At 68.8% G+C, this 22027-nt stretch carries 22 protein-coding genes; 14 read left to right on the top strand and 8 right to left on the bottom strand.

The window, feature by feature from the left end; genetic code table 11:
- The first annotated feature begins 21 nt into the window (after nt 1–21).
- The 4 genes from araH (at nt 22) to pyrF (ending at nt 3889) form a co-directional block, all read left to right on the top strand.
- On the top strand, nt 22–1038 hold the full coding sequence (gene araH, locus F3J18_RS21695; RefSeq protein ID WP_025096812.1) for an L-arabinose ABC transporter permease AraH: 1017 nt from the start codon (nt 22–24) through the stop codon (nt 1036–1038).
- Between the two features lie 19 nt (nt 1039–1057).
- Nucleotides 1058–1846 (top strand): SDR family oxidoreductase, encoded by a 789-nt coding sequence (locus F3J18_RS21690; protein WP_036048303.1) that lies wholly within the window; start codon nt 1058–1060, stop codon nt 1844–1846.
- 46 nt (nt 1847–1892) lie between these two features.
- Nucleotides 1893–2984, top strand: a complete 1092-nt coding sequence (locus F3J18_RS21685) for an aldose 1-epimerase (RefSeq protein ID WP_166914109.1) — start codon at nt 1893–1895, stop codon at nt 2982–2984.
- 77 nt (nt 2985–3061) lie between these two features.
- Complete coding sequence (gene pyrF / locus F3J18_RS21680) at nt 3062–3889, top strand: orotidine-5'-phosphate decarboxylase (RefSeq protein ID WP_025096809.1); 828 nt, start codon at nt 3062–3064, stop codon at nt 3887–3889.
- Nucleotides 3890–3986: 97 nt separating this feature from the next.
- Here pyrF and F3J18_RS21675 read toward each other — a convergent pair whose 3' ends face one another.
- The 3 genes from F3J18_RS21675 to thiL all read right to left on the bottom strand — a co-directional run bounded on the left by F3J18_RS21675 (nt 3987) and on the right by thiL (nt 6309).
- Nucleotides 3987–4487, bottom strand: a complete 501-nt coding sequence (locus tag F3J18_RS21675) for a CinA family protein (RefSeq protein ID WP_013696612.1) — start codon at nt 4485–4487, stop codon at nt 3987–3989.
- A gap of 21 nt (nt 4488–4508) precedes the next feature.
- Nucleotides 4509–5099 (bottom strand): phosphatidylglycerophosphatase A, encoded by a 591-nt coding sequence (locus F3J18_RS37870; protein ID WP_345891849.1) that lies wholly within the window; start codon nt 5097–5099, stop codon nt 4509–4511.
- Between the two features lie 208 nt (nt 5100–5307).
- The gene (thiL, locus tag F3J18_RS21665; protein WP_025096807.1) at nt 5308–6309 is read right to left on the bottom strand and encodes a thiamine-phosphate kinase; all 1002 of its coding nucleotides are present in this window, start codon (nt 6307–6309) and stop codon (nt 5308–5310) included.
- A 166-nt stretch (nt 6310–6475) separates the two neighbouring features.
- Here thiL and F3J18_RS21660 point away from each other — a divergent pair, with 166 nt between their 5' ends.
- The 4 genes from F3J18_RS21660 (at nt 6476) to F3J18_RS21645 (ending at nt 11146) form a co-directional block, all read left to right on the top strand.
- Nucleotides 6476–8776, top strand: coding sequence for an NADP-dependent malic enzyme (locus F3J18_RS21660; protein WP_025096806.1), 2301 nt, complete (start codon nt 6476–6478; stop codon nt 8774–8776).
- Nucleotides 8777–9223: 447 nt separating this feature from the next.
- A complete protein-coding gene (locus tag F3J18_RS21655; RefSeq protein WP_025096805.1) occupies nt 9224–9646 on the top strand; it encodes a ribonuclease in 423 nt (140 codons plus the stop codon).
- Nucleotides 9647–9662: 16 nt separating this feature from the next.
- Nucleotides 9663–10238, top strand: coding sequence for a barstar family protein (locus tag F3J18_RS21650; protein WP_025096804.1), 576 nt, complete (start codon nt 9663–9665; stop codon nt 10236–10238).
- 179 nt (nt 10239–10417) lie between these two features.
- A complete protein-coding gene (locus F3J18_RS21645) occupies nt 10418–11146 on the top strand; it encodes a hypothetical protein (protein WP_166914107.1) in 729 nt (242 codons plus the stop codon).
- A 76-nt stretch (nt 11147–11222) separates the two neighbouring features.
- Here the strand turns inward: F3J18_RS21645 and F3J18_RS21640 are convergent, their stop codons facing one another.
- The 3 genes from F3J18_RS21640 to speE are packed head-to-tail and all read right to left on the bottom strand — an operon-like array spanning nt 11223 to nt 13294.
- Nucleotides 11223–11984 (bottom strand): 16S rRNA (uracil(1498)-N(3))-methyltransferase, encoded by a 762-nt coding sequence (locus F3J18_RS21640; protein WP_025096802.1) that lies wholly within the window; start codon nt 11982–11984, stop codon nt 11223–11225.
- Nucleotides 11981–12397, bottom strand: coding sequence for a VOC family protein (locus F3J18_RS21635; protein ID WP_166914105.1), 417 nt, complete (start codon nt 12395–12397; stop codon nt 11981–11983). Before F3J18_RS21635 ends, F3J18_RS21640 begins: the two co-directional genes overlap by 4 nt.
- Nucleotides 12398–12436: 39 nt before the next feature.
- Nucleotides 12437–13294 carry a polyamine aminopropyltransferase gene (gene speE / locus F3J18_RS21630; RefSeq protein ID WP_025096801.1) on the bottom strand — a complete coding sequence of 286 codons (858 nt, stop codon included), beginning with the start codon at nt 13292–13294 and terminating at the stop codon, nt 12437–12439.
- Nucleotides 13295–13657: 363 nt separating this feature from the next.
- On the opposite strand from speE, the gene tkt reads away from it, so the two are divergent.
- On the top strand, nt 13658–15679 hold the full coding sequence (gene tkt / locus F3J18_RS21625) for a transketolase (RefSeq protein WP_025096800.1): 2022 nt from the start codon (nt 13658–13660) through the stop codon (nt 15677–15679).
- Nucleotides 15680–15775: 96 nt separating this feature from the next.
- The gene (gene gap / locus F3J18_RS21620; protein ID WP_013696623.1) at nt 15776–16786 is read left to right on the top strand and encodes a type I glyceraldehyde-3-phosphate dehydrogenase; all 1011 of its coding nucleotides are present in this window, start codon (nt 15776–15778) and stop codon (nt 16784–16786) included.
- Nucleotides 16787–16905: 119 nt separating this feature from the next.
- On the opposite strand, the gene F3J18_RS21615 is transcribed toward gap, so the two are convergent.
- Complete coding sequence (locus tag F3J18_RS21615) at nt 16906–17598, bottom strand: FCD domain-containing protein (RefSeq protein WP_013696624.1); 693 nt, start codon at nt 17596–17598, stop codon at nt 16906–16908.
- A 208-nt stretch (nt 17599–17806) separates the two neighbouring features.
- Here F3J18_RS21615 and F3J18_RS21610 point away from each other — a divergent pair, with 208 nt between their 5' ends.
- From F3J18_RS21610 to F3J18_RS21600, 3 genes are all read left to right on the top strand, one after another.
- On the top strand, nt 17807–19147 hold the full coding sequence (locus F3J18_RS21610) for a C4-dicarboxylate transporter DctA (protein ID WP_013696625.1): 1341 nt from the start codon (nt 17807–17809) through the stop codon (nt 19145–19147).
- A 116-nt stretch (nt 19148–19263) separates the two neighbouring features.
- Nucleotides 19264–20274 (top strand): allantoicase, encoded by a 1011-nt coding sequence (gene alc / locus F3J18_RS21605; protein ID WP_096749748.1) that lies wholly within the window; start codon nt 19264–19266, stop codon nt 20272–20274.
- Nucleotides 20275–20287: 13 nt separating this feature from the next.
- Entirely contained in the window at nt 20288–20818 is a 531-nt protein-coding gene (locus F3J18_RS21600) for an ureidoglycolate lyase (protein WP_166914103.1), read from the top strand.
- A gap of 147 nt (nt 20819–20965) precedes the next feature.
- Here F3J18_RS21600 and fur read toward each other — a convergent pair whose 3' ends face one another.
- Nucleotides 20966–21394: a ferric iron uptake transcriptional regulator gene (gene fur, locus F3J18_RS21595; protein WP_013696628.1), complete on the bottom strand. Its 429-nt coding sequence runs from the start codon at nt 21392–21394 to the stop codon at nt 20966–20968.
- Nucleotides 21395–21550: 156 nt separating this feature from the next.
- Between fur and F3J18_RS21590 the strand changes: the two genes are divergently transcribed.
- Nucleotides 21551–22027, top strand: a 477-nt coding sequence (locus tag F3J18_RS21590) for an outer membrane protein assembly factor BamE (protein WP_166914101.1), incomplete at its 3' end; no start/stop codon positions are given.

Genomic DNA, 22027 nt, shown 5'->3' with positions numbered 1-22027 from the left:
GCCCATGCAGGGAGCGACACGATGCAAGCCAGGGAAAATCTCACGCAGGCAGCCGCCAAGACCGCGGCCGAGGCCTTGATTCCGCAGAAGAACGACAAGCAGAAGTGGTGGCAGCAGGTCACCGACTACAGCCTGATCGTGATCTTCGCGGTGATGTTCGTCACCATGTCCGTGACGGTCGATCATTTCTTCTCGATCGACAACATGCTGGGCCTCGCGCTGTCGATCTCGCAGATCGGCATGGTGGCCTGCACCATGATGTTCTGCCTCGCCTCGCGCGACTTCGATCTCTCGATCGGCTCGACGGTGGCCTTCTCGGGCGTGCTGTGCGCGATGGTGCTCAACGCCACCGACAACACCTTCATCGCCATCGTCGCGGCGATCGCCGCCGGTGCCGCGATCGGCTTCGTGAACGGCGCGGTGATCGCCTACCTGCGCATCAACGCGCTGATCACCACCCTGGCCACCATGGAGATCGTGCGCGGCCTGGGCTTCATCGTCTCGCACGGGCAGGCGGTGGGCGTGTCCTCGGATACCTTCATCGCGCTGGGGGGCTTGAGCCTGTTCGGCGTGTCGCTGCCGATCTGGGTCACCCTGCTGTGCTTCATCGTGTTCGGCGTGATGCTCAACCAGACCGTCTACGGCCGCAACACGCTGGCCATCGGCGGCAACCCGGAAGCCTCGCGGCTGGCCGGCATCAACGTCGAGCGCACGCGCGTGTGGATCTTCCTGGTGCAGGGCGCGGTCACCGCGCTGGCCGGCGTGATCCTCGCCTCGCGCATCACCTCGGGCCAGCCGAACGCGGCCGAGGGCTTCGAGCTGAACGTGATCTCGGCCTGCGTGCTGGGCGGCGTGTCCCTGCTCGGCGGGCGCGCCACCATCTCGGGCGTGGTGATCGGCGTGCTGATCATGGGCACGGTCGAGAACGTCATGAACCTGCTCAACATCGACGCGTTCTACCAGTATCTGGTGCGCGGCGCGATCCTGCTGGCGGCGGTGCTGCTCGACCAGTTGAAGAACCGCGGTTCGCGCGACTGACGCGGCGGAGGACAGGCAGATGAATCAAGCGATCACGGCCGATGCCGCGCAGGGCGCGCGCTACCCGAGCCTGACCGACCGCGCGGTGCTGATCACGGGCGGCGCCACCGGCATCGGCGCGGCCTTCGTCGAGCACTTCGCGGCGCAGGGCGCGCGGGTGGGTTTCCTCGACCTCGACGCCGAGGCCGGCGCGGCACTGGCCGAACGCCTCACGGAGTCGCGCCACGCGCCGGTGTTCGTGGCGGCCGACATCACCGATATCGACGCGTTGCGGCGCGCGATCGTCGAGCTGCGCGCGCGCACCGGCCCGATCGCGGTGCTGCTCAACAACGCGGCCAACGACAAGCGCCACAGCATCGAGGAAGTCACGCCCGAGTCGTTCGACGCGGCGATCGCGGTCAACCTGCGGCACCAGTTCTTCGCCGCGCAGGCCGTGATCGAGGACATGAAGTCGCTCGGCGGCGGCTCGATCATCAATCTCGGCTCGATCAGCTGGATGCTCAAGAACGGCGGTTATCCCGTCTACGCCACCTCGAAGGCCGCGATCCAGGGGCTCACGCGCACCCTGGCGCGCGACCTCGGCCCGTTCGGGATTCGCGTCAACGCGCTGGTGCCGGGCTGGGTGATGACCGACAAGCAGCGCCGGCTGTGGCTCGACGATGCGGGCCGCGCGGCGATCAAGGCCGGGCAGTGCATCGATGCCGAGCTGCTGCCCGACGACCTGGCGCGCACGGCGCTGTTTCTCGCCGCCGACGACAGTCGTATGATGACGGCCCAGGACGTCGTCGTCGACGGCGGCTGGGCCTGATCCGGCACCCGCATTGCCGCGCGCGACGCGCACAGGAGCAACGACCATGACGAGCTCGACACTGGGCAGTTCTTCCTCGCCGGCCGCCGCGCGCACGCGGCGCGCGCGCCTGGCGGCCGCCGCGCAGCCGGTCAGCCCCGGCCCGCAGACCGCGAGCATCGCGCAAGGCGTGCTGGCGGCGGCCGACGCGGCCGTCACGCTGGCCAGCCCGGAATTGCGGCTCGACGTGGTGCCGCACCTGGGCGGCGGCATCGCGCGCTTCGACTGGCGCGGCGACGGCGCCACCACGCCGATCTTCCGCGGCTGCGAGCACGTCGAGGCGGGCACCGACCCGAACGCGCTCGGCTGCTACCCGCTGCTGCCTTATTCGAACCGGATCGGCGCGGGCGCCTTCGATTGCGAGGGGCGCCGCGTGGAGGTGCCGCGCAACCGCAGCGGCGAGCCGCTGCCGATCCACGGCGACGGCTGGCTCGCGCGCTGGCAGATCGACGATCTCTCGGCCACCGAGCTGCAACTGTCGCTGGACCGCCGCCAGGGCAGCCCCTATGCCTATCGCGCCACCCAGTCCTACGCGCTGGACGGCGCCAGCCTGACGATCGCGCTGGCGATCGAGAACTGCGGGCCGGAACGGCTGCCGTTCGGGCTCGGCGTGCATCCCTTCATCGTGCGCGACGAGCGCACCGAGCTGGCGGCGGCCGCCAACGGGCTGTGGCTGTCCGGCCCCGACTGGCTGCCGCGCCGCCATGTGAACGTGCCGCCGGCCTGGCAGTTCGGCATCGCCTATCCGCTGCCCTCGACCCTGGTCAACCATGCCTTCACGGGCTGGGGCGGGCGCGCCACGGTGGCCTGGCCCACGCGCGGCCTGAGCATGGCGATCGAGTCGGATGCCGACTGCTACGTGCTCTACACGCCGCCGGGCGAGCGCTTCTTCTGCTTCGAGCCGGTCGATCACCCGATCAACGCGGTGAACCTGCCGGGCGGCGCCGACGCGCACGGCATGACCCTGCTCGGGCCCGGCGAGCGCCTGACGCGGCGCTTCCGCTTCACGGTGGAGCGCGCCGATCCGCGCGCGGGCGCGCCCAAGGCGGCGGAACCGGGCGCCGAAAAAACGGCTGGAAAAGCGGCCGAAACCCGCTGAAACGGCGGCACGCGCCAGAGGCAAGCGGGCGCTGCGGGTAAAATACGCGCCATTCCTCAAACGACCCGCCGCGAAACATGTCCGCTCCGCTGACCTTCATCGATACGCTGCGCGCCGCCTGGCAGCGCACGAATTCCCTGCTCTGCGTCGGTCTCGATCCCGAACCGACGCGCTTTCCCGCCCAGTTCGCGAACCGCCCCGAGGCGATCTTCGATTTCTGCCGCGAGATCGTCGACGCGACCGCGCCCTACGCGAGCGCCTTCAAGCCGCAGATCGCCTACTTCGCCGCGCATCGCGCCGAGGACCAGCTCGAACGGCTGATCGCCCACGTCCACCTGCAGCACCCGGGCCTGCCCGTGATCCTCGACGCCAAGCGCGGCGACATCGGCAGCACCGCCGAGCAATACGCGCGCGAGGCCTTCGAGCGCTACCGGGCCGATGCCGTGACGGTCAATCCCTACATGGGCTACGACTCGATCGAGCCCTACCTGGCTTACGAGGACAAGGGCGTGGTGGTGCTGTGCCGGACCTCGAACCCGGGCGGCTCGGACCTGCAGTTCCTCGAGACCGGCGGCCGCCCGCTCTACCAGGTGGTGGCCGAGCTGGCCGCCACGCGCTGGAACGCGAAGACCGGCCAGCTCTCGCTGGTGGTCGGCGCGACCTTCCCGAAGGAGATCGAGATCGTGCGCGGCATCGTCGGCGAGATGCCGCTGCTGATTCCCGGCATCGGCGCGCAGGGCGGCGACGTGCAGGCGACGGTGGCCGCCGGCCGCACGGCCGACGGCGGCGGCATGATGATCAACTCCTCGCGCGCGATCCTCTACGCGAGCAAGGACGAGGACTTCGCCGAGGCCGCTGCGCGCGTCGCGCAGACCACGCGCGACACCATCAACGCGCATCGTTGAGCGATGCGCCGGCCGGTAGACGCGCCGGCCACGCAGACAGCAAAAAGCGCCCCGCGGGGCGCTTTTTTCATGGGCTCGGCCGGGCTGCGAGGCGGCTTCAACGCTCGCGCTCGTCGAGCAGCTTGAGCAGGCCGCGCAGCGCGTGCGTGGCGGCCTGCACGCGGATCTGTTCGCGATCGCCGCGGAACACCAGGGTCTCGACCTCGGTATGCAGGCGGTTGCTCCAGCCGAACGAGACGGTGCCGACCGGCTTGAGCTCCGAGCCGCCGCCCGGCCCGGCGATGCCGGTCACCGACAGCGCGACCTGGGCGCGGCTGTTGCGCAGCGCGCCTTCGGCCATCGCGCGCGCGACCGGCTCGCTGACCGCGCCGTGCCGCTCGATCAGCTCGGGCGGCACGCCGATCATCTCGCTCTTGGCCTGGTTCGAGTAGGTCACGAAGCCGCGCTCGAACCAGCCGCTGCTGCCGGAGATGTCGGTGATCGCGGTCGCGATCATGCCGCCGGTGCAGGACTCGGCGGTGGCGAGCATCAGGTGTTCGTCGCGCAGCTTGTTGCCGGCGCGGATCGCGAGCTGGTGGACGACGGAATCGGTCGGCATGCGTAGTGGTATCCGGGAAAATCAGCCAGGGGTGGAAAACACCGCGTGCCAGGTCGCGATCGCGAGCAGGGTGAGGAACGCGGCGACCAGGTCGTCGATCATGATGCCAAAGCCAGCTTTCAAACGGTGATCGAAGCGGGGGTCGAAGCGGGGGTCGAAGCGGCGGTCAAAGCGACGCATCGGCGGCGGCCTGAGCCGCAGCACCAGGCGCAGCAGCACGAAGGCGGTCAGTTGCTGGCCGAAGCTGGCCGGCGTGACCAGCAGCATCACGATCCAGGTGGCGAGGATCTGGTCCCAGACGATCGCGCGCGGCCGCCCGCCGCCGAGCGCGCGGGCCGTGTGATGCGTGGCGACCAGGCCGAGCGCGAAGCCGGCGGCGATCAGCACGAGCCAGCCGGCCGGGCTCAGGTGCGGCGCCAGCGCGACGAAGCTGAGCCAGCCGAACAGCGAACCGACCAGGCCGGGCGCGAAAGGCGCGAGGCCGGTGCCGAAACCGAGCGAGACCAGGTGCAGCGGATGCGAGCGCATGAAGGGCGCGCTGGCGCGGCGCGGGGCAGGCCGCGCCTCGTCGTGGATGTCGCGAATCTCGTGGATGTCGTGGACGTCCCGCACCTCGTGGATCTCGTGCAGGGCGGGGCCGTCGTCGGGGGCGGAGGCGTGATCCGGCCGGCGAGCGCGACCGCGAGTCTGGCGCGGATCCGGTGCCGCGTTCGATTCGTCGGCCCCGAGCCCCGGCGGCGGCTCGGATGCGGCGGGGATCAGCGGCAGGGCGGCGGGGCGGCCGTCGTCGCTGGCCGGCGGCACCGGCCGCGCGTGAGGGTCATTGCTCGTCATGGAAGTGGTCGAAGCCATGCAGGGTCAGCGACAGCGGCGCGCCCTGGCCGTCGCGCCAGCGGATCCCGGGCGCCTCGCCCGCGGCCAGCGCGCGGATCGTGCCGATCCGCGTGACCGGCACGCCGGCCGTCTCGGCGGCGGCCAGCACGGCCGAGTGCGCCGCGGCCGGCGCGGTGAAGCAGAGTTCGTAATCGTCGCCGCCGGCCAGCGTGCAGGTGCGCTGCAGCTCGGGCGCGAGCGTGGCGAGCGCCGCCGAGCGCGGCACCGCGTCGACGTCGATCTCGGCCGCCACCCGCGAACGATCGAGGATGTGGCGCAGGTCGCCGGCCAGCCCGTCGGAGAGATCCAGCGCGGCATGCGCCACGCCGGCCAGCGCCAGGCCGAGCGCGACGCGCGGCTCGGGCCATTCGAGGGCGCGGCGAAATGCCGCAGCCTCGGCTTCGCCGGCGGTCCATTCGCCGCGCGCCACGCCGAGCCCGGCGCGCGCGTCGCCGAGCGTGCCCGAAACCCAGATCTCGTCGCCCGCGCGCGCCGCGTCGCGGCGCAGCGCGCGATCGGGGCCGACGTCGCCGAACACGGTCACGCAGAGATTGAGCGGCCCGCTGGTGGTATCGCCGCCGACCAGCTCGCAGCCGTGGCGATCGGCGATCGTAAACAAACCGTCGGCGAACGCGTCGAGCCAGTCGGCATCGGCGCGCGGCAGCGCGAAGGCGAGCGTGAAGGCGCGCGGCTGGGCGCCCATCGCGGCGAGGTCCGAGAGATTGACGGCCAGCGTCTTGTGGCCGAGCGCGCGCGGCGGCACCTCGGGGAAAAAATGGCGGCCTTCCACCAGCATGTCCGTCGAAATCGCCAGCATCGTGCCGGGCTTGGGCGCCAGCAGGGCGCAATCGTCGCCGATGCCGAGCACGGCGCGCGCGCCGGAGCGCTGCGCGCGGCGCGCGAAATAGCGGTCGATCAGGGAGAATTCGGACAACGGGGAGGCGGCCACGGCGAACGGTTCCGGCGAGCAGATGGAGGGCGGATATTGTAAGGCGGCGGCTCGGCCTTACGCGCATTCCGGTTGCGGCAGTTGTCACCGGAATCGAAAAATCTGGCGGGGGATTGGCGCTACAATGTGGGCCGAACAGGTATTCTAATCCCGCCTCTCTCGACTCATGTCCACCAAGTCCTCCCCCAAAGCCGACCTGCGCGCCGCCGCCCTCGATTACCACGAATTCCCGACGCCGGGCAAAATCGCCGTCCAGCCGACCAAGCAGATGATCAACCAGCGCGATCTGGCGCTGGCCTATTCGCCGGGCGTGGCCTTCGCCTGCGAGGAGATCGTCGAGAACCCGCTGAACGCCGCGCGCTTCACCTCGCGCAGCAACCTGGTGGGCGTGGTCACCAACGGCACCGCCGTGCTCGGCCTGGGCAACATCGGCCCGCTCGCCTCGAAGCCGGTGATGGAAGGCAAGGCCGCGCTGTTCAAGAAGTTCGCCGGCATCGACGTGTTCGACATCGAACTGAACGAATCGGACCCGCACAAGCTGGTCGACGTGATCGCCGCGCTGGAGCCGACCTTCGGGGGCATCAACCTCGAGGACATCAAGGCGCCGGACTGCTTCATCGTCGAGCGCGAGTGCCGCAAGCGCATGAAGATCCCGGTGTTCCACGACGACCAGCACGGCACCGCGATCGTGGTGGCGGCGGCCGTCACCAACGGCCTGAAGGTGGTCGGCAAGGACATCAAGCAGGTCAAGCTGGTCGCCTCGGGCGCCGGCGCGGCCGCGCTGGCCTGCCTGGACCTGCTGGTCGACATCGGCCTGCCGCTCGAGAACATTTACGTGACCGACCTGGCGGGCGTGGTCTACAAGGGCCGCGCCGAGCTGATGGACCCGGACAAGGAGCGTTTCGCGCGCGAGACCGACGCGCGCACGCTGGCCGAGGTGATCGACGGCGCGGACATCTTCCTGGGCCTGTCGGCCGCCGGCGTGCTCAAGCAGGAGATGGTCAAGGGCATGGCCGAGCGCCCGCTGATCCTCGCGCTGGCCAATCCGACGCCGGAAATCCTGCCCGAGGTGGCCCATGAAGTGCGCCCGGACGCGATCCTCGCGACGGGCCGCACCGACTACCCGAACCAGGTCAACAACGTCCTCTGCTTCCCGTTCATCTTCCGCGGCGCGCTGGACGTCGGCGCGACCACCATCACGCGCGAGATGGAAATCGCCGCCGTGAACGCGATCGCCGAACTGGCCCAGCAGGAGCAGAGCGATATCGTGGCGACCGCCTACGGCATCGAGGACATCTCCTTCGGCCCCGAATACCTGATCCCGAAGCCCTTCGACCCGCGCCTGATTGTCAAGATCGCGCCGGCGGTGGCCAAGGCGGCGATGGAAGGCGGCGTGGCCACGCGCCCGATCGAGGACATGGACGCCTACGTCCAGCATCTGCAGCAGTTCGTCTACCACAGCGGCAACACCATGAAGCCGGTGTTCCAGGTGGCGCGCAGCGCCCCGGCCGAGAAGAAGCGCGTGGTGTTCGCCGAGGGCGAGGAAGAGCGCGTGCTGCGCGCGGTGCAGATCCTGATCGACGAGAACGTCGCCAAGCCGATCCTGATCGGCCGCCCGAACGTGATCGAGAACCGCATCAAGCGCTTCGGCCTGCGCATCACGCCGGGCGTCGACTTCACCATCGTCAACACCGAGCACGACGAGCGCTACCGCGATTTCTGGCAGACCTACTACCAGCTGATGGCGCGCAAGGGCATGGGCCAGCAGCTCGCCAAGCTGGAGATGCGCCGCCGCACCACCCTGATCGGCGCGATGCTGGTCAAGAAGGGCGAGGCCGACGGCATGATCTGCGGCACCATCAGCACCACGCACCGCCACCTGCACTTCGTCGACCAGGTGATCGGCAAGCGCGAGGGATGCAGCGTCTACGCCGCGATGAACGGGCTGGTCCTGCCGGGCCGCCAGATCTTCATCGTCGACACGCACGTCAACGTCGATCCGACCCCGGAGCAACTGGCCGAGATCACCATGATGGCGGCCGAGGAAGTGCGCCGCTTCGGCATCGAGCCGAAGGTCGCGCTGCTCTCGCACTCGAACTTCGGCACCAGCAACGCGCCGACCGCGGCGAAGATGCGCGAGACGCTGGCGATCCTGAAGGAACGCGCGCCGGGCCTGGAAGTGGACGGCGAAATGCACGGCGACGTGGCGCTCGACCCGGTGCTGCGCAAGGAAATCCTGCCGGATTCGACGCTCGAGGGCGAGGCCAACCTGCTGGTGCTGCCGAACATCGACGCGGCCAACATCGCCTACAACCTGCTGAAGACGGCAGCCGGCAACAACATCGCGATCGGGCCGATCCTGCTCGGCGCGGCGCAGCCGGTGCATGTGCTGACCGAATCGGCGACGGTGCGCCGGATCGTCAACATGGCGGCCCTGCTGGTGGCCGACGTCAACGCGACGCGCTGAGCGTACGAGGCAGGCGGCGCCCGCGTCGCGGCCTCATGATCAAAGACGCCCGGGCCTGGCCCGGGCGTTTTTCATGGTATCGGCCTTGTTCTCCCGCCTAAGCGACGGCTTCTGTATTCAATTGCCACAGGAAAAGCGGCGTGCCTCGTTGCGAGGCACGCCGTCGGGCATGGCCAGGGACCGTCCCAAGGTCAAACGACAACATCGCCGGGCCGCCGGCAACCGACGAGGAGGCAAGAACTCGTCAGTCGATGTTGCCGAGGCGCAGTTTATCTCGGTCGAGATAAAAAATTCTTGATGAAGCGAGGAAAATGCGCTAAATGTGTCAAATAGCCGCAAATGGCGCTTTCAATTCCCGGACGAACATTGATTCTGCTCGTCATTAGCGCTACGCTTACGCCTTTCCTGGTCGTCAACTTGTTGATTTAACAGCGGGAACCCCGGTTCATGACACGCAAGTGGCTCCGCAACGGCGCGCTCGCGTCCGTCTTCGCGCTCATCGCACTGGGTAGCGCCGGCTTGCCGGCGGGCGGTCCGGTTTCTTCCGCCTACGCACGGGAAATCGCGCCCACCGGCGCGGCGGTCGGTACGATTGCGACCTCCGCGCTGCCGCGCGAAGCCGTGACGACGCTCGGGCTGATTGCTTCAGGCGGCCCCTATCCGTATTCGAAAGACGGCGTCGTGTTCGGCAACTTCGAGCGCATCCTGCCGAAGACGCGGCGCGGCTATTACCATGAGTACACGGTGCCGACGCCCCGCGCGCGCAATCGCGGCGCGAAACGGATCGTCTGCGGCGGGCCGCTGCGCCGGATCGACAACTGTTACTACTCCGACGACCACTACGCCAGTTTTAAACGTATTGTTGAATGATTTCGGGATGATCGGCATGAGCGACACCACCTACGCGCACGATACGTCGGCTGCGGCGGACCTGTTCGCAGCCGGCGACGGCAACCTGTTCCAACGTGTGATGCAGCTGCGCGCGGTCGCCCAGGGCGATACCGCGCCGGAGGCGGCACCCTTGCGGCCGGACTGCCCGGAGCTTTCATCAACCGAGGAGCCTATGAGTCTTTTCGCGACCGTGCGACCCAATCTCGTGCAGTCGATCCGCGCCTTCCGCGTGCAGGATCTCGCGGACGAGGCCGCCCGGCTCGGCCAGCATTTCCTGTTCGCCTATTGCGGCACCGCGCAGTCGAAGCAGGAAGTGCTGGAAACGATCGCGACCTCGTTCCTGTTCCCCAAGCATTTCGGCAAGAACTACGACGCCCTGTACGACAGCCTGACCGACCTGGTCCACAAGGCCGGCGAGCAGCCGGGCTTCGTGATCGTGCTGGAGGCGCTGCCGATCGCGCAGAAGTTCGACAAGGAAGGCCGCGAGACCCTGCTCGACGTGTTCCGCGAGGCCGCCGAGTTCTGGGCGGAGCGCAAGATCGCGTTTCGCGTGTTCTACTCGTTCGCCTGAGCGGGCGAATCGAGTTTGCCGGACGCGGCGGCCGGGACCGAGGTTCCGGGGTCGCCCAGCCAGTGGTGAAAAAGCCCGCCGAGCGCGGGCTTTTTTGCATCCGCCGATGGCCTCGGGCATGCTCGGGCGGGTTGCCATCTCCTTTTCCTGCTTTCGCCCGGTTCCAGGGCCATCATTCCATGATTCCCATGCAGATCCCGCGCATCCTGTCCCGCGTCGTGCTGGCCTTGACCGGCGCGATGCTGATCGCGGCCGTGCCCGCTCGCGCCGCGCCCTTGTCGCCGAGCCAGACTACCGAATTGCTGCTGGCGCTGTTCGTCAACGGAGATTTGGCGCGCGGCCAGCAGTACAACGACACGATGCGCGGCATCGAGGGCGGCCGCGATGCGATCGATCTCCAGGCCTATGCGCAGGCGCGGGCGGAAAATCCGCGCCATCTGGCCGAGCGGCTCACCGAATCGATGCCGCCGGCGCAGCGCGAGGCCTTGAGCGAACCCTTGCGCGCGATGTTCGCGGCGGTGGCGGACGCGATCGCGCATTCGCGCTGCCGCGTCACGGGCGAGACGCGTGAGGCCGATTCGGGCGGCGACGGGCCGTCGAGCGCCCAGGTCGCCTATGTCTGCGAGGTGGCGAACCTCGCGCCGGTGATGGAGCGGCTGCGGGTGGTGATGCCGCGCCAGGTCGTCAGGTCGGAGCAGGCTGCCGTCGAGGCCCGCGCGGCAATGGCCACCAAGCTGGCCGGGATGATTCCCGCCGCGCCGATCGAGTTGCCGGTCAGCGGCACGCTCCAACTGAGCGGCAGTGACCTGGAAGGCTGGCGCGCGACGGATCCCGGCACGCTGCTCGAGACGGTATCGAAGCCGATCCTCGAGACGCTGGGCATGCCGACGCAGATGCGCGGAGATTAAACGGATTTGGCCGCAGTTCGGCGCGCAAGCCATGACAAGCCCGTGGGCCGGGCCGCCTCGAGTTCCTGCTCGCCGCCTACCAGCCTCCCCAGCGCGCGGCCAGCGCCGCCAGCATCGCCATTCCGGCCGTTTCGGTGCGCAGCACGCGCGCGCCCAGCACGATGGCCTGGAAGCCGCATTCGCGCGCGGCATCTTCCTCGGCCGGCGACAAGCCGCCTTCGGGGCCGATCAGCAGGCGGATCTCGCCGGTCGGCGCTTGCTCCGGCAACTCGGCGAAGGCGATGCTCGCTCGCGGCGACAACATCAGCCTCACTTCACCCTCGACCGGCGGCGGCAGCGCCGCCAGCCAGGCCGCGTAGTCGGACACGGCAGCCACCGCCGGCACGCGATTGCGCCCGCATTGCTCGCAGGCGGCGCGCACCACGCCCTGCCAGTGCGCCACGCGCTTGTCGGCGCGTTCGCCGGAAAGCCTCACCACGCCGCGCGAGGTCGATAGCGGCGCCACGCCGGCCACGCCCAGCTCGACCGCCTTCTCGATCAGCCAGTCCATCTTGTCGCCGCCGGCGATGCCCTGCGCGAGCGTGATCCGGTAGGGCGTCTCCAGCTCGCGCGCCTCGAAGGCCAGCGTGCGGGCCACGGCCATGCGCTTGCCGATCTCGACCAGCTCGGCGCGATACTGGCCGCCGCCGCCGTCGAACAGCGTCAGCGCATCGCCGGGCTCCAGACGCAGCACCTGGACATGGCGCGCGACCTCGGTGGGCAGCACGATGCTGGCCTGGTCGGCCAGCGGGACATCGACGAAAAATCGCGGAACCGCGGAAGTGCTGCTGCCGTTCATGCCTCGATGCGCCTCGCCAAAGCCCAGCGGTAGCCGTCCAGGTCCTCGACCTGGGCGAAGCGGTCGCCCCAGAACTGGTCGCAGGGCGAGGTCAGCGACTTGCCGCCGGCCGCGAGCGCGCGATGATGCGCGGCATCGACGTCGTCGACATACAGGTAGAAGGATTGCGGCGCCATGCTGTCGGCGCTGCGCGGCGTGCGCGCGGTCGAGCCGAACGCGCCCTCGGGCGCGAACATCAGGATCAGCTGGCCGTGGTAGCTCATCTCGACGTGCATGATCGCGCCGTCTTCGTCGATCAATTCACGCGTTTCGAACCCGAATGCGTCGCCATAGAAGCGGATTGACGCCTGGGCGTTGCGAACGGCCAGATAGGGCGTCAACCAGGGCACGTTGGCCGGACGTGGGTCGATCATCGGACAGTCTCCTGCGGGATGGGGGACGATGGGCGCCGATCAGCGCCGTAGGCCGAGTGTATCGCGCAGCGTGCGACGCAGGGTGAACAAGGCCGGATGCAGCTCGGCATCGTAGAAGCGCAGCCCCGCGATGCCACGCTCGGCCAGCCGCTCCCCGACGTCGTGGGCGAACAGCGCGCCCGCGTCGAGCGTGTCGCTGGCCACCGCCATCAGCCATTCGCCGCCGTACAGCGGCACCGGCGCGGCCAGCGGGGCGACCACCGCGAAGCTGGCGCGCAGCTCGGCCACCAGCGCGGCGATCCGCTTCGCGTGGAAACCGGGCGCGCCCAGGTGCATCGAGAGCGCCGCGCAGGGCGTCAGGATCCGCTTGAGCCGCGCCAGGAAATCGCGCGTGTAGAGGCCGGCGGCCGGCGAATCGGGCGGCGTCAGGTCGAACACCACCAGATCGAAGTGACAACTGCTGCGCGCCACGTACTGCGCGGCATCGCCGATCACCAGCTCGACGCGCGGATCGTCGAGCGCGCCCTCGTGCACCGCGCCGAGGTGGCGGCGCGCCATCTCGACCACGGCCGCGTCGAGTTCGGCGATCACCACCCGCTCGATCGAGGGATGCTTGAGCAACTGGCGCGCGGCGCCGCCGTCGCCGCCGCCGAGCACCAGCGCCCGGCGCGGCTGCGGATGGGCCAGCGCGGCCGGGTGCGTCATGCATTCGTGATAGACGTATTCGTCGCCGACGGAGGTCATCGGCCGGCCGTCGAGCGTGAACAAGCGGCCGAGCTGCGGGGTGTCCCAGACCTCGATGCGCTGATGCGGCGAGGCGAGCGCCTCGAGCCGCCGCGCGTTCGGGAAGCCGTAGGTCGCGTCGGGGGACGGATGGAAGAAGAGCGTCGTGTTCACGGGGCGGGGTGGAGCGAGGGCAGGGCCGATGCCGGGAATTATAGGAGGCGGGCGCGCGGCGAGTGGAACGCGGCGAGGCAGGGCGCGGCGCCCGCTGGCTCCGGCGGCGGCTTGCGGCGCCGCAAAAATCACGCCCATGAGAAGATGCGGCGACGCGGTTTCGCCGTTCAGCCCGGTCGCGAAGCCGTTTTCGCCGGGGCGCGGGCCGGGTCTCTGTTAAAATGACCGGCTTTGCAGCCTCCCGTCTGATTGCTCGTCCGCTTCGCGTCCTGATGGCGCCGCATCGCGCGCCGGGGTCGGCTGGCCCGCGAGCTTCCGGACATGCCGTGCCCCGTTTTTCTCGACTCGTTCTCCGGACTCGACATGACGACCTCGTCTCCCGCCAACACCTCCCTGATGGCCAACGCGATCCGCGCGCTCGCGATGGATGCCGTCCAGCAAGCGAACTCCGGCCACCCCGGCATGCCGATGGGCATGGCCGAAATCGGCGTCGCGCTGTGGTCGCGCCACCTGCGCCACAACCCGACCAACCCGCATTGGGCCGACCGCGACCGCTTCGTGCTGTCCAACGGCCATGGCTCGATGCTGCTGTACTCGCTGCTGCACTTGACCGGCTACGCACTGCCGATCGAGGAGCTGAAGAACTTCCGCCAGCTGCACTCCAAGACGCCGGGCCACCCCGAATACGGCATCACGCCGGGCGTCGAGACCACCACCGGCCCGCTCGGCCAGGGTCTGGCCAACGCGGTCGGCATGGCGCTCGGCGAAGCGCTGCTGGCGGCCGAGTTCAACAAGGCCGACGCGAAGATCGTCGACCACCACACCTACGTGTTCGTCGGCGACGGCTGCCTGATGGAAGGCATCTCGCACGAGGCCTGCTCGCTGGCCGGCACGCTCAAGCTCAACAAGCTGATCGCGCTGTACGACGACAACGGCATCTCGATCGACGGCGACGTGGTCAACTGGTTCCACGACGACACCCCGAAGCGCTTCGAGGCCTATGGCTGGAACGTGATCCCGGGCGTGAACGGCCATGACGTCGACGCGGTCGACGCGGCCATCGCAAAGGCCAAGCAATCGGATCGTCCGACCCTGATCTGCTGCAAGACGGTGATCGGCAAGGGCGCGGCCACCAAGGCCGGCGGCCACGACGTGCACGGCGCGGCGCTCGGCGCCGAGGAAATCGCCAAGACGCGCGCCGCGCTGGGCTGGAACTGGGAACCCTTCGTGATCCCGCAGGAAGTCTATGCGGCATGGGATGCCAAGGCCGCGGGCGCCAAGTTCGAAGCCGACTGGCAGGGCGCGTTCGACGCCTACCGCGCCAAGTACCCGGCCGAGGCGGCCGAGTTCGAGCGCCGCGCGGCCAACAAGCTGCCGGCCGACTGGGCCGAGAAGGCCGCCGCCATCGTCGCCGGCGCCAACGAGCGCGGCGAGACGGTCGCCACCCGCAAGGCCTCGCAGCAGACCATCGAAGGCCTGGCCGCGGCGCTGCCGGAACTGCTCGGCGGCTCGGCCGACCTGACCGGCTCGAACCTCACCAACTGGAAGGCCTCCAAGCCGGTGCGCGCCGGCGAGCACGGCATCCAGTGGGGCAACCACGTCAACTACGGCGTGCGCGAATTCGGCATGAGCGCGGCCATCAACGGCCTGGTCCTGCACGGCGGCTACAAGCCCTTCGGCGGCACCTTCCTGACCTTCTCCGACTACAGCCGCAACGCGTTGCGCGTGGCCGCGCTGATGAAGGCCCCGTCGATCTTCGTGTTCACCCACGATTCGATCGGCCTGGGCGAGGACGGCCCGACCCACCAGTCGATCGAGCACGTCTCCAGCCTGCGCCTGATCCCGAACCTCGACGTCTGGCGCCCGGCCGACACGGTCGAGACGGCGGTGGGCTGGACCGAGGCGATCGCCGCCCAGCGTCCGTCCTGCCTGATCTTCAGCCGCCAGAACCTGCAGTTCAACACGCGCAGCGATGCGCAACTGGCCAATGTCGCCAAGGGCGGCTACGTGCTGCGCGACTGGCAGGAAGACATCGTCGCGCGCAAGATCATCCTGATCGCGACCGGCTCCGAGGTCGAGCTGGCGATGAAGGCCGTCGAGCCGCTGGCGCAGCAGGGCATCGCCGCGCGCGTGGTGTCGATGCCGGCCACCACCGTGTTCGACCGCCAGGACGCCGAGTACCGCGAGCGCGTGCTGCCGGCCGGCGTGCGCCGCGTGGCGATCGAGGCGGGCGTGAGCGACTTCTGGCGCAAGTACGTCGGCCTCGAGGGCGGCGTGGTCGGGATCGACACCTTCGGCGAATCGGCGCCGGCCGGCGTGCTGTTCAAGTACTTCGGCTTCACCGTCGAGAACGTGGTCGAGACGGCGAAGAAGGTGCTCGCCTAAGTGATACCAGGCGCGCTGCGCTGCCTCCCCGGGCGCGCAGCGCGCCGCCGTGAAGCTGCACGAAACGTATTTTTTTCAGCCATCAGGAGATAGACCATGACGATTCGCGTTGCAATCAACGGTTACGGCCGCATCGGCCGCAACACGCTGCGCGCTTTCTACGAAAACGGCAAGAAGCATGACATCGAGATCGTCGCGATCAACGACCTCGGCGATGCCAAGACCAACGCGCACCTGACGCAGTACGACACGGCGCACGGCCGCTTCCCCGGCGAAGTGTCGGTCGACGGCGACTACCTGATCGTCAACGGCGACCGCATCCGCGTGCTGGCCAACCGCAACCCGGCCGAACTGCCGTGGGGCGAGCTCGGCGTCGACGTGGTGTTCGAGTGCACGGGCTTCTTCACCACCAAGGAAAAGGCCAGCGCCCACCTGAAGGGCGGCGCGAAGAAGGTGATCATCTCGGCGCCGGGCGGCAAGGACGTCGACGCGACCATCGTCTACGGCGTCAACCACGACGTGCTGAAGGCCGAGCACACCGTGATCTCGAACGCATCGTGCACCACCAACTGCCTGGCGCCGCTGGTCAAGCCGCTGCACGACAAGATCGGCCTCGAAACCGGCCTGATGACGACGATCCACGCCTACACCAACGACCAGGTGCTGACCGACGTCTATCACGAAGACCTGCGCCGCGCCCGTTCGGCCACGCACAGCCAGATCCCGACCAAGACCGGCGCGGCCGCCGCGGTCGGCCTGGTGCTGCCGGAACTGAACGGCAAGCTGGACGGCTACGCGATCCGCGTGCCGACCATCAACGTGTCGATCGTCGACCTGTCCTTCATCGCCAAGCGCGACACCACGGTCGAGGAAGTCAACGCGATCATGAAGGAAGCCTCGGAAGGCGCGCTCAAGGGCATCCTGGCCTATAACGACCAGCCGCTGGTGTCGGTCGACTTCAACCACAACCCGGCCTCGTCCTCGTTCGATTCGACGCTGACCAAGGTGTCGGGCCGCCTGGTGAAGGTGTCGAGCTGGTACGACAACGAGTGGGGCTTCTCGAACCGCATGCTGGACACGGCAGTCGCGTTCGCCAACGCCAAGTAAATCGGCTCGGGCGCGGCCGGCTGGCCGAGCCCGTTTCGATCCCGTCGCGAAAACCCGCCGTCGCGCCTCGTGCGCGGCGGCGGGTTTGTCTTTTGGAGCGGGGGTTCCGTGCTGCGGCTTCAGCCGCGCGGCGTGGGGAAGAACACGCCGGCGCGCTGCGCGGCGCTCTCGATGTGGATCTCGATGGCCCGGCCGGCCGCGGCCGAGTCGCGCGCGGTGAGCGCGTCGACGATGGCGCGATGCTCGTGCCAGGTCGAAAGCATCAGCTCGCGCCGGTAGAAGGGCATGCGCTGGCTTTCCTTCATGATGTCGGCGCTGTTGCGCAGCACCGATTCGATTGCCGCGTTGCCGGCCAGCGCGAGGATCCGCATGTGGAATTCGAAGTCGAGCTGGGCGGCGGCGTCCAGCGCGTTGTCGACCAGCGCCACGTGCAGCGCGGCCAGGTTCTCCTCGAACCAGGCGAGGTCGGTGTCGCTGATCGCCAGCGCCGCCATGCGCGCCGCGAAACCCTCCAGCGCATAACGCATCTGGTAGGTATCGGGCGGCGAGGATTGCGCCGCGAAGCGCCAGGGATGGCCGGCTGCGGCCTGCGCACGCTCCACGTAGACGCCCTTGCCGGGCCGGATCGTCAGCATGCCGAGCGCCTCCAGCGTCGACAGCGCCTCGCGCAGCGAGGCACGGCTGATCTCCAGTTCCTCGGAGAGCTGGCGCTGCGCCGGCAGCAGGCTGCCGACCGGGTAGGCGCCGGTTTCGATGCGGGCCTGGATGGTCGCCACGGCGGCGTCGGTAACGGTTTGGGGCAGGTTCTTCATGACTACATGCGGGGCCGGTCAGACCGGCATTGTAATCCGCCCATCCATGCCGCGCCGCCGGCGCCCGGCCCGCTGTCGCGTATCGGGTAATCCCGGTTTTTGACACGGTTGACGCGCGTATATCGGCTTCCTACACTTCGCCATAACTTAACTGGTATGACCAGTCAGAACAGTGAAGTCCACGACAACCGCGGTGACGGGAGGTGTGATGGCGAGGTTTCTGAATTCCTTGTTCGGGCGCGTGGTGATCGCGCTGGTGATCGGCGTGGCGCTCGGCGCCGCCTTCCCGCACGCGGCGCAGTCGCTGCGCCCGCTCGGCGACGGCTTCCTGAAGCTGATCAAGATGGTGATCGGGCCGATCGTGTTCTGCGTGGTGGTGGGTGGCATCGCGAATGCCGGCGACTTGAAGAAGGTGGGGCGCGTCGGCGTGAAGGCGATCGTCTACTTCGAGCTGATGACCACGCTGGCGCTCGGCATCGGCCTGTTGCTGGCGGTCCTCACGCGGCCCGGCGCCGGCATGAACGTCGCGCTCGGCTCGCTCGACGCGGCCTCGCTGGCCGACTACGCGAAGAACGCGCAGAGCCTCAAGGACACCGCCGGCTACCTGCTCAAGATCATCCCCGACACGGCCTTCGATGCCTTCGCCAAGGGCGACATCCTGCAGATCCTGGTGTTCGCGGTGCTGTTCGGCTCGGCGCTGTCCCTGCTCGGCGAACGCGCCAGCCGCATCAGCGGCATCATCGACGAGTTCTCGCAGGTCTGCTTTCGCGTGATGGGCTTCATCATCCGGCTCGCGCCGCTCGGCGTGCTCGGCGCGATCGCCTTCACCACCGGCAAGTACGGCGTGGCCTCGCTCAAGCAGCTCGGCCTGCTGGTGGCGGTGTTCTACGTGAGCTGCGCGCTGTTCGTCGCGGTGGTGCTCGGCACCGTGATGCGCCTGGCCGGCTTCAGCGTGTTCAAGCTGATCCGCTACCTGCGCGAGGAGCTGATGATCGTGCTCGGCACCGCCTCCTCGGACGCGGTGCTGCCGCAGGTGATGCGCAAGCTCGAATGGATGGGCGTGAAGGATTCCACCGTCGGCCTGGTGATCCCCACCGGCTACTCGTTCAATCTCGACGGCTTCTCGATCTACCTGACGCTGGCCGTGCTGTTCATCGCGCAGGCCACCAATACGCCGCTGTCCGCGCACGACCTGATCATCGTGCTGCTGGTCTCGCTGGTCACCTCGAAGGGCGCGCACGGCATCCCCGGCTCGGCGATCGTGATCCTGGCCGCGACGCTCTCGGCGATCCCGGCGATTCCGGTGCTCGGCCTGGTACTGATCCTGCCGGTCGACTGGTTCGTCGGCATCGCGCGCGCGCTCACCAACCTGGTCGGCAATTGCGTGGCCACCGTGGTGGTGGCGGTCTGGGAGCACGACATCGACGTCGCCCGTGCCCGCCGCGTGCTGAACCGCGAGCTGCGCTACGTGCCGGTCGAGGAGGAGCACGGCGAGGCCGGTGCCGCGCCCGGCAAGCTCGCCGGCGGCGAGCACGCGCACGTGCTCTGAGGGCGCCGCGTCATCGCCGCGTTCCTTGCGCGCCTGTTCCTCGCTTCCCCGCTTTCCCCGCTTTCCCGATTCGCAGCCCGGCACCGCGCCGGGCCTCTCACCCGACTGGAGACATCATGGCTGCACCGATCCTCGATCCCGACGCGCCTGCCTTCACGCGCCGCTACATGAATCTCGCCGACCCGCGCCTGGGCGCCAAGGCGCTGGCCTCCAGCGACGACTTCTTCGCGCCGATGGAGCGCATGCTCAACCCCGAGCCGGCCGTCTTCATCCCCGGCAAGTACGACGATCACGGCAAGTGGATGGATGGCTGGGAGACGCGCCGCAAGCGCGTGGCCGGCCACGACTGGTGCATCGTCCGGCTGGCGCGCCCCGGCGTGGTCCATGGCGTCGATCTCGACACCAGCCACTTCACCGGCAACTTCCCGCCGGCCGCCTCGATCGAGGCCTGCGCGTTCGACGGCGAGTTGCCGCCGGAGCAGGCCGACTGGCAGCCGCTGGTGCCGGCCACCACGCTGCAGGGCAATCGCCATCACTACGTCGCCGTCGACGCGCCGCGCGTGCTCACCCACCTGCGCGTCAATCTCTATCCGGACGGCGGGCTGGCGCGGCTGCGCGTGTACGGCCAGCCGCAGCGCGACTGGAGCCGCGCCGCCACGGGCGAGCTGGTCGACCTGGCCGCGATCGAGAACGGCGCCTACCTGGTCGCCGCCAACAACCAGCACTTCGGTCCCGCCTCGCAGATGCTGATGCCGGGGCGCGGCGTGAACATGGGCGACGGCTGGGAGACGCGGCGGCGCCGCGAACCCGGCAACGACTGGGCGATCGTGGCGCTGGCGCGCCCGGGGATCATCCGCCGCGTCGAGGTCGACACCGCGCACTTCAAGGGCAACTATCCCGATCGCTGCTCGCTGCAGGCCGCCTCGGTGGCCGGCGGCACCGACGATTCGCTGGTCACGCAGGCGATGTTCTGGCCGGAGCTGCTCGGCGAGCAGAAGCTGTCGATGGACAGCCTGCACGTGTTCGACAGCGGCCTGGCCGCGCTGGGCCCGGTCACCCACGTGCGCTTCAACATCTTCCCCGACGGCGGCGTCTCGCGCCTGCGTCTGTGGGCCGAGCCGGCCTGAGCGGGAGGTGATCATGAACCAGCTGCCCCTGCCGCTGGAGCCGCTCACGCGTGCCGCCTTCGCGCCGTTCGGCGACGTGATCGAGCTCGAGGGCGCGCGTCATTTCCCGATCAACGGCGGCACCACCGAACGCTTCCACGACCTGGCCAGCGTCGATGTCGGCGAAGCCGGCGGCCGCCCGCTCGTCAACCTGTTCCGCGGCCAGCCGCGCCGCTGGCCGATCGAGATCGCGATGATGGAGCGGCACCCGCTGGGCAGCCAGGCCTTCGTGCCGCTGGCCGAGGTCGGGCGTTACGCGGTGGTGGTCGCGCCGGCCGGCGAATTCGATCCGGCGCGGCTGCGCGCCTTTCTCGCCGAGGGCTGGCAGGGCGTCAACTATGCGCGGGGCGTCTGGCATCACCCGCTGCTCGCGCTCGATCGCGTCAGCGATTTCGTGGTGATCGACCGCGGCGGCAACGGCGAGCCGAATTGCGACGAGATCGTGCTCGACACGCGGCGCCTGCTGCTGCCGCCCGAGCCGGGCGAGCGGCAGGGAGCGGTGTGAATTCGGCGTCTGCTTAAGAGGGCGCGCGCCGTTCGTCAGGAAACCGAAAGACGAGCCGGCCGATGCGCGAAAACGATCCGGCCCGGCAAGGCTTGCGCCTTGTCGGGCCGGATTGCCTGGCGGACCGGCGCGATGCCGGCCGGCCGATCAGTGCTTGCGGTGCGGGCAGTTCTCGGTGGTGCAGGAACCGTACATCGCCAGCGAGTGCTCCTGCAGCTTGAAGCCGCGCGTCTTGGCGATCGCCTGTTGGCGATTCTCGATCTCGGCGTCGAAGAATTCCTCGACGCGGCCGCAGTCGAGACAGACCAGGTGGTCGTGGTGCGAACCCTCGTTCAGTTCGAACACCGCCTTGCCCGATTCGAAATTGCTGCGCGTGAGCAGGCCGGCCTGCTCGAACTGCGTCAGCACGCGGTATACCGTGGCCAGGCCGATGTCGAGTTGTTCGTGCAGCAGGTTGCGATAGACGTCTTCGGCGGTCAGGTGCCGGACTTCGCTCTGCTGAAAAATTTCCAGAATCTTGAGGCGCGGTAGGGTGGCCTTGAGCCCGATATTCTTCAGCTCGGTCGGATTGGTCATGGCTAGGCGTCCCTAGAGTACAATGCAGGGTTCCAATAGTACCGGCTTTTCGCCCTGTCAGTCACCTGTGACCCGAGTCGCGCGGCCCGCCCGGCAAATCGGTGCAAGTGACGGACAAGTTTCCCGTATCCCGTTCGCAACATTCAGAGGACCCGCATGCGGAGTGCCATCACTGCTGCCGTCGCTGTCGCCGTCGTCACGCTGGCAGGCTGTTCGTCTTATGACAGCGTCACGCAACGAATCGCGCAGAGCATCACGCCTTACCGCATCACGGTCGTCCAGGGCAATTTCGTCTCACAGGAAAAGGCCTCGCAACTGCAGGCCGGCATGACCCGCGAACAGGTCCGCGCGCTGCTCGGCACGCCGCTACTGGCCGACATGTTCCACGCGGATCGTTGGGATTACCTGTTCTACTTCAAGCGCGGCTCGACCTCGGTGGTCCAGCAGCGTGACCTGGTCGTCAACTTCCAGAACGATCGCCTGGCGAGCTGGAGCGGCGGCGACAACCTCCCGTCCGAACTCGACCTGCTGGCCGACATCGACGGCGACCGTCGCGGCAAGAAGAAGGCGAAGGCCGCCGCAGCGGCCGCTTCGGCCAGCGCGGCGGCTTCTGCCAGTGCCGCGGCTTCGGCA

Origin of the sequence: Burkholderia sp. Ax-1720, assembly GCF_011753035.1 — a bacterium.
GTDB lineage: Bacteria > Pseudomonadota > Gammaproteobacteria > Burkholderiales > Burkholderiaceae > Burkholderia > Burkholderia gladioli.
The sequence above is the reverse complement of the archived record's forward strand: the minus strand, read 5'-3'. Positions and strand labels throughout refer to the sequence as shown.

Coding starts and splice junctions, on each gene's coding strand:
- pyrF (WP_025096809.1), top strand. CDS start 3,062: ATGTCCGCTCCGCTGACCTTCATCGATACGCTGCGCGCCGCCTGGCAG.
- F3J18_RS21615 (WP_013696624.1), bottom strand. CDS start 17,598: ATGAAGAACCTGCCCCAAACCGTTACCGACGCCGCCGTGGCGACCATC.
- F3J18_RS21650 (WP_025096804.1), top strand. CDS start 9,663: ATGAGCGACACCACCTACGCGCACGATACGTCGGCTGCGGCGGACCTG.
- F3J18_RS21645 (WP_166914107.1), top strand. CDS start 10,418: ATGATTCCCATGCAGATCCCGCGCATCCTGTCCCGCGTCGTGCTGGCC.
- alc (WP_096749748.1), top strand. CDS start 19,264: ATGGCTGCACCGATCCTCGATCCCGACGCGCCTGCCTTCACGCGCCGC.
- gap (WP_013696623.1), top strand. CDS start 15,776: ATGACGATTCGCGTTGCAATCAACGGTTACGGCCGCATCGGCCGCAAC.
- F3J18_RS21690 (WP_036048303.1), top strand. CDS start 1,058: ATGAATCAAGCGATCACGGCCGATGCCGCGCAGGGCGCGCGCTACCCG.
- araH (WP_025096812.1), top strand. CDS start 22: ATGCAAGCCAGGGAAAATCTCACGCAGGCAGCCGCCAAGACCGCGGCC.
- tkt (WP_025096800.1), top strand. CDS start 13,658: ATGACGACCTCGTCTCCCGCCAACACCTCCCTGATGGCCAACGCGATC.
- F3J18_RS21600 (WP_166914103.1), top strand. CDS start 20,288: ATGAACCAGCTGCCCCTGCCGCTGGAGCCGCTCACGCGTGCCGCCTTC.
- F3J18_RS21640 (WP_025096802.1), bottom strand. CDS start 11,984: ATGAACGGCAGCAGCACTTCCGCGGTTCCGCGATTTTTCGTCGATGTC.
- F3J18_RS21675 (WP_013696612.1), bottom strand. CDS start 4,487: ATGCCGACCGATTCCGTCGTCCACCAGCTCGCGATCCGCGCCGGCAAC.
- fur (WP_013696628.1), bottom strand. CDS start 21,394: ATGACCAATCCGACCGAGCTGAAGAATATCGGGCTCAAGGCCACCCTA.
- F3J18_RS21685 (WP_166914109.1), top strand. CDS start 1,893: ATGACGAGCTCGACACTGGGCAGTTCTTCCTCGCCGGCCGCCGCGCGC.
- F3J18_RS21635 (WP_166914105.1), bottom strand. CDS start 12,397: ATGATCGACCCACGTCCGGCCAACGTGCCCTGGTTGACGCCCTATCTG.
- F3J18_RS21610 (WP_013696625.1), top strand. CDS start 17,807: ATGGCGAGGTTTCTGAATTCCTTGTTCGGGCGCGTGGTGATCGCGCTG.
- F3J18_RS21655 (WP_025096805.1), top strand. CDS start 9,224: ATGACACGCAAGTGGCTCCGCAACGGCGCGCTCGCGTCCGTCTTCGCG.
- F3J18_RS21660 (WP_025096806.1), top strand. CDS start 6,476: ATGTCCACCAAGTCCTCCCCCAAAGCCGACCTGCGCGCCGCCGCCCTC.